Here is a 6047-nt window from a genome sequence, read left to right on the forward strand (position 1 = left end):
ACTTTTCTTTGCGGCGGCAAAGAAAAGTAGGTGCCGCCCCGCACAGGGGCAACGCCTGAAGCGAGCTAACGTAACGCGGATGCCACCGCAAAGACCAAAACAACCAAAACCGCTAGCGCAGCAAACACCGTAACGCGAACCCCAGCGCCGCACGGCCAAAAAACCGCTACCCCGCCTGCGGCCCAATAACCTCAAACACAGCGCCGCGCGCAGCGGCAATAGCAGCCGCCTCAGTAGCAAACACAGTGTGATCAACAACATGCTGAAAAGGCAGAACATGAACCGCGACCTCTGCCCCATCATCCAGTTTGCGAACGGCGGCAAACGCCGCCCACCCACCGTTATGAATAAACTGCATCGCCGACAACTCGACCTGATAAGGTCCAACAATTTCCACACGCATCGATGTTCTCCATACCCGATCGCCGCAACGACGACAGGCGTTGATATTGACCGCGCGAGCGAATACAAAAAGCGCAAAAGGCACATTCAGGCGCCAACACGCGCCTCAAGTTCCGCGATGCGCTTGCGCAGATTGCGGTCTTCCTGAAAGCGCGCGGTTTCATCGCGGATCACTGCGACGATGCCCGTCAATTCGCGCTCGGGTGAATACAACAGTGCAACCGTAAAAGCGATGGACAGCGCGCGCCCGTCCTTGTGAACAGAAGGCACGCGAAGCAGATCGTTGCCATAGCGCGTCTGTCCCGTCGCCATGGTCTTTTCATAGCCTTCCCAATGACGCCCGCGCAAACGCTCGGGAATAATCAGATCGAGCGACTGACCCAGCGCGTCCTCCTGCGTGAATCCGAAAATGCGCTCGGCCGCGGGATTCCACAGCGTAATCGCGCCGTGCGCGTCCGAAATCACGACGGCATCGCCGATCACGTTGACCAGTTGTTCAAAATCGATGGCTGCTTGCATATAGGGGCTCGTGTGTTATGGGCTCGCTGCCGTTCAGTAAAAACAGCGCCACGCGGGCGCTGTTCGAGTGGGCTCCGTCTCTCTCCGTGCAACCCGGAGCCCAGTGCTACGCCGGGAACAATTACACCACTTTCGCTTCCCGCAAGTTGGCGATCTGGTCGAAGCTGTAGCCCAGATCCTTCAGCACTTCTTCCGTGTGCTCGCCCAGCAGCGGCGAACCGGTGATCTCGGGCTTCATGTCCGAGAACTTGATCGGGCTGCCAACCGTCAGGTACTTGCCGCGCGCCTTGTGGTCCACTTCGACGATCGTGCCGCTCTTGCGCAGCGACTCGTCGTTGGCGATTTCCTTCATCGACAGAACAGGCGAGCACGGAATGTCGAACTTGCGCAGAATGTCGACCGCTTCGAACTTCGTCTTGTCGGCGAGCCATTCTTCGATCGTGTTGAAAATATCGAAGATGTGCGGCTGACGTGCCTGCGCCGTCATGTAGGCCGGGTCGTCGATCCATTCCGGCTTGCCGATCGCGCGGCAGATCGGCTCCCACGCGTGTCCCTGAACCGTGAAGTAGATGTACGCGTTCGGGTCCGTTTCCCAGCCCTTGCACTTGAGCACCCAGCCCGGCTGGCCGCCGCCGCCCGCATTGCCGCCGCGCGGCACGACATCGGTGAATTCGCCGTGCGGATACTGCGGATACTCTTCGAGGTAGCCGACGCGGTCCAGACGCTGCTGGTCGCGCAGCTTCACGCGGCACAGGTTGATCACGCTGTCCTGCATCGACACGGCCACCTTCTGCCCCTTGCCCGTCTTGTCGCGGCCAATCAGCGCCGTGAGAATGCCGATGGCCAGATGCATGCCCGTGTTGCTGTCGCCGAGCGCCGCTGCGCTGACCGTCGGCGGGCCGTCCCAGAAGCCCGTGGTCGATGCGGCGCCGCCTGCGCACTGCGCGACGTTTTCATAGACCTTCAGGTCGTCGTAATGGTGGCCGTCGCTGAAGCCCTTGACGGACGCGACGATCATCTTCGGGTTCAGCTCGTTGATGCGCTCCCATGTAAAGCCCATGCGGTCCAGCGCGCCCGGCGCGAAGTTCTCGACCAGCACGTCCGATTCCTTGATCAGCTTTTCGAGCACTTCCTTGCCGGCCTGCGTTTTCGTGTCGAGCGTCAGCGAACGCTTGTTGCTGTTGAGCATCGTGAAGTACAGCGCGTCGGCTTCCGGAATGTCGCGCAGCTGGTTGCGCGTCACGTCGCCCGAACCGGGTCGCTCGACCTTGATCACATCCGCGCCGAACCAGGCAAGCAACTGGGTGCACGCAGGACCTGCCTGGACGTGCGTGAAGTCGATGATCTTGACGCCTTCGAGTGGTTTGCTCACTTTTGTATCTCCGTGGTTGGCTGATGTCACTTTTTCATTGCCGCGCTTTGCGGGTTCAGATTGGTCAAGCGTCCGCTTTCCGTACCGGCCGCTTCGTCGATCACTGCGTTGATGAGCGTCGGCTTGCCGGATGCGATGGCTTCCTTGACCGCTTTCTCCAGTTCTTCCGGCGTCGTCACGTTGTAGCCGATGCCGCCGAATGCCTCGATCATCTTGTCGTAGCGCGCGTCCTTCACGAACACCGTCGGCGCGACGTCCTTGCCGCCCGTCGGGTTCACGTCGGTGCCGCGATACACGCCGTTGTTGTTGAAGATGATCGTGCACACGGGCAGGTCGTAACGGCAGATCGTTTCGAGTTCCATGCCGCTGAAACCGAACGCGCTATCGCCTTCGATTGCCAGCACCTGCTTGCCGCTCGTCACGGCTGCGCCGATCGCGAAGCCCATGCCGATACCCATCACGCCCCACGTACCCGAGTCGAAACGCTTGCGCGGCTGGTACATGTCGATGATGGCGCGCGCGTAGTCCAGGGTGTTCGCGCCTTCGTTGACGACGTTGATGTCGGGATTCGCCTTGACGATGTCGCGCAGCACGCGCAGCGCGCTGTGGAAGTTCATCGGCGACGGATTCTTCGCGAGCGTCGCGGCCATCTTCTCGAGGTTCGTGTTCTTCTTCTGATTGACGGCGTCGAGCCATTCCTTCGGCGGCTGCGGGAAGTCGTCGCCGACCTGGTCGAGCAGCGACGCGACGCACGAACCGATGTCGCCGACGATAGGCGCCGCGATCGCGACGTTGCTATCCATTTCCTGCGCCGAGATATCGATCTGCACGAACTGCTTGGGCTTGCCCCACGTCTTGCCCTTGCCGTGCGACAGCAGCCAGTTCAGACGCGCGCCGACCAGCACGACGACATCCGACTCGGCCAGCACGAACGAACGCGCCGCCGAAGCCGATTGCTCGTGCGTGTCGGGCAGCAGGCCCTTGGCCATCGACATCGGCAGATACGGAATGCCCGTCTTCTCGATGAACGCGCGGATTTCCTTGTCGGCCTGCGAATACGAAGCGCCCTTGCCGAGCAGCACCAGCGGACGCTTTGCGCCCTTCAGCAGATCGATCGCGCGCTTGACGGAATCGGGCGCGGGCAACTGGCGCGGCGCGGCGTCGATCACGCGGATGATCGACTGCTTCGCTTTCACGGCGTCGATGGTCTGCGACAGCAGCTTCGCGGGCAGATCCAGATACACGCCGCCCGGACGGCCCGACACGGCAGCGCGAATCGCACGTGCGAGGCCGACGCCGATGTCTTCCGCGTGCAGCACGCGATACGCAGCCTTCGCATACGGCTTCGCCGCGTTCAGCTGGTCCATCTCTTCGTAATCGCCTTGCTGCAGGTCGACGATTTCACGTTCGCTCGATCCGCTGATCAGGATCATCGGGAAGCAGTTCGTCGTTGCGTTGGCGAGTGCCGTGAGGCCGTTCAGGAAGCCAGGTGCCGACACCGTGAGGCAGATGCCGGGCTTTTGCGTCATGTAGCCGGCAATCGCCGCCGCATGACCTGCGTGCTGCTCGTGACGGAAACCGATAAAGCGCATTCCTTCGGCTTGCGCGAGGCGCGCGAGGTCGGTGATAGGAATGCCGACCAGACCAAAAATCGTGTCGATATCGTTCGCTTTGAGTGCATCGATGACGAGGTGGAAACCGTCCGTCGTTTGTTGTGCGTTCTCTTCAGCGGATTCTTGCGGTCTGATCTCAAGTACATCTGCCATGACGTCTCCTCCTTGGCCGGGTGTTGTGTGTCGTCTCGTGATATACAATATTCCAAACACAATATTAGTCAACGGATTTTTGCAGGTGCTTCAGGTCTCATCCGGTGTTGCTGCATTGCAAAAGTTGGCTAGCGCTTTGTGTCTGAAGGGTCTGGGCGCCTGAATCGTGCATCGCATCAAGCGCCCGTTCGGGATAGTCCTGGGGTCGTTATCTGTCGGTGGCGGCGGCCCTCAGTCCAGAAAATCGCAGTGCGCTTCGACGTACAGCGCGAGGTCGAGCGAGTGTTGCCGCACCAGTGCTTCGACGCGCTCGGTGTCGCGCGCTTCCAGCGCCTCGATGATGCGCATGTGGTCTTCGATCGAACGCGAAGCGCGGTCGCTCTGCGCGATCGTCATGCGGCGTATCGCGCGCACGTGCATGAAGATGTTCTTGATGGTGTCGAGGATGATCTGCGAACCGGACAACTCGACGAGCGCCTGGTGAAACGCGATGTTCACCTCGGAGTACTCCTCGATGTGATCGGTCGGCGTTGCGGAATGGAAGTCGTCGAACATCGCGCGCAGCCCCGCAATGTCCTCGTTCGACGCGCGCTGTGTCGCCAGACGCGCCGCCACGCTTTCGAGCGCGGCCCACATGCAGATCATCTCGACGATCTCTTTCTTGGTCTTGCGCAGGATGTACACGCCGCGGCGCGGCACGGTGCGCAGAAAGCCTTCCTGTTCGAGCAGCGTCATTGCCTCGCGCACGGGCGTGCGGCTCACGCCGAGCGCCTCGGTCAGTTCCTTCTCATCCAGCCGCACTTCAGTGCGCGAGTGATAGATGTCGGTGTTCGCGATCGCGTGCTTGAGTCGCGCGTACGCCTGATCCCGCAGCGAAGCTGTCGCGCTGATCGGCGTGAGGTTCAGGCTCAACGGGATCGTGCGGACATTTTCTTGCGTGTCGGTGGACATGGTCGACGTGTCTCCTCGTTGTCGAATACGGTGGCGGCCCGCTCAACGCAAGCGCCGGATCAGGCGCGGTCGCGTGGCCTTTTACATGTCTTGAAGTACCGTCTTGCATATGTGCAATACTGTATATCACATATCTTGTCGCCACCAATTCTCCTGCACCCTAGGTCTGCAGCAAACTCTCCATAAATGTTAGTGAATAGTTTTCAAAGAAAACTTTAACTATCGTGAATCTATCGACGCGCCTAAGCTGTCTTCACGCAATCGACGATTTGGAGGGGATGATGCGCAACGCACACGATCAACACCGGACTCACTACGAACGCGCAATCGAGGCGCAACTGTGCGCGTTCAACAGCGCATTCGCCGACCTCGGTTTGCGTTTCCGCTGGGACGCGCAAACGCTGACGTCGCTTGCGACGATCGACGGCGAGCATGCTCGCGTCGTCGCTTATCTGGAGGCGCATCAGGCGCATTTGCTCAGCGCGTACAGCGCCGAGTTTCTGAGCGCGGCGATTCTCGCGAAGAAGAGCGCGCATACGCCCGAGGTGCTGCCGACGCGCATCGACGCGCCGGCCGACGCACTTCGTTCGAACCGTTCCGGCTTTTCGTTTTCGCAGTACTTTTCCGATGACGGCGTGCCTGCTCTTGCAGGTGCCTGAAGCACGGCAAGACGTATATCGAGCAGGACGCAAGCAATCTCCCGCGCTGACGAAGCGCGGGAGATTTTTTATTGGCGCGTCAATTGCCGGGAGAGCGAATTCCGCGTAAACGCGCGAGATTGAAGCGGACAAAAAGACAAAGCGGCACGCTGCCCTTCCGGGCCGCGCACCGCTTGAAGATTTCAATGATGAACCCGCAGCGCCGCAAGGGCGCCGTACCTCATTCGCCCGAGCTTGCGCTCAACCGGGACGCATTAGCCGACGACGCGGATGCAGACGTTCCCGACTCGATCCACCGTGCGCGCATCGGTGCGAGCACGAACTTCGCCGACACGCCCGCCGCAATCGTGATCACCGCCGAGACGATGAACACCAGGT

At 60.6% G+C, this 6047-nt stretch carries 6 protein-coding genes and 1 pseudogene; 1 reads left to right on the plus strand and 6 read right to left on the minus strand.

Features of this window, described 5'->3' with window-relative positions; all coding sequences use genetic code 11:
- Window positions 1-166 precede the first annotated feature (166 nt).
- The 5 genes from KFO72_RS40945 to KFO72_RS40965 all read right to left on the minus strand — a co-directional run bounded on the left by KFO72_RS40945 (window position 167) and on the right by KFO72_RS40965 (window position 5010).
- Window positions 167-403, minus strand: a complete 237-nt coding sequence (locus tag KFO72_RS40945; RefSeq protein WP_036002312.1) for a hypothetical protein — start codon at window positions 401-403, stop codon at window positions 167-169.
- Window positions 404-489: 86 nt separating this feature from the next.
- Window positions 490-921: a PAS domain S-box protein gene (locus KFO72_RS40950; protein ID WP_225034488.1), complete on the minus strand. Its 432-nt coding sequence runs from the start codon at window positions 919-921 to the stop codon at window positions 490-492.
- Window positions 922-1042: 121 nt separating this feature from the next.
- Complete coding sequence (gene frc / locus KFO72_RS40955; RefSeq protein WP_054932601.1) at window positions 1043-2293, minus strand: formyl-CoA transferase; 1251 nt, start codon at window positions 2291-2293, stop codon at window positions 1043-1045.
- Window positions 2294-2319: 26 nt separating this feature from the next.
- Window positions 2320-4059, minus strand: coding sequence for an oxalyl-CoA decarboxylase (gene oxc / locus KFO72_RS40960; RefSeq protein ID WP_054932602.1), 1740 nt, complete (start codon window positions 4057-4059; stop codon window positions 2320-2322).
- A gap of 231 nt (window positions 4060-4290) precedes the next feature.
- Window positions 4291-5010 (minus strand): GntR family transcriptional regulator, encoded by a 720-nt coding sequence (locus tag KFO72_RS40965; protein WP_036000887.1) that lies wholly within the window; start codon window positions 5008-5010, stop codon window positions 4291-4293.
- A gap of 278 nt (window positions 5011-5288) precedes the next feature.
- Here KFO72_RS40965 and KFO72_RS40970 point away from each other — a divergent pair, with 278 nt between their 5' ends.
- Window positions 5289-5669 carry a hypothetical protein gene (locus KFO72_RS40970; RefSeq protein WP_374727133.1) on the plus strand — a complete coding sequence of 127 codons (381 nt, stop codon included), beginning with the start codon at window positions 5289-5291 and terminating at the stop codon, window positions 5667-5669.
- Between the two features lie 220 nt (window positions 5670-5889).
- Here the strand turns inward: KFO72_RS40970 and KFO72_RS40975 are convergent.
- Window positions 5890-6047 (minus strand): annotated as a pseudogene (locus KFO72_RS40975) (oxalate/formate MFS antiporter); the annotation flags it as partial.

It is taken from the genome of Paraburkholderia sp. XV, from assembly GCF_020177535.1.
In the GTDB taxonomy this organism is placed as follows: Bacteria; Pseudomonadota; Gammaproteobacteria; order Burkholderiales; family Burkholderiaceae; genus Paraburkholderia; species Paraburkholderia caribensis.

Coding starts and splice junctions, on each gene's coding strand:
- KFO72_RS40945 (WP_036002312.1), bottom strand. CDS start 403: ATGCGTGTGGAAATTGTTGGACCTTATCAGGTCGAGTTGTCGGCGATG.
- KFO72_RS40950 (WP_225034488.1), bottom strand. CDS start 921: ATGCAAGCAGCCATCGATTTTGAACAACTGGTCAACGTGATCGGCGAT.
- oxc (WP_054932602.1), bottom strand. CDS start 4,059: ATGGCAGATGTACTTGAGATCAGACCGCAAGAATCCGCTGAAGAGAAC.
- KFO72_RS40965 (WP_036000887.1), bottom strand. CDS start 5,010: ATGTCCACCGACACGCAAGAAAATGTCCGCACGATCCCGTTGAGCCTG.
- KFO72_RS40970 (WP_374727133.1), top strand. CDS start 5,289: ATGATGCGCAACGCACACGATCAACACCGGACTCACTACGAACGCGCA.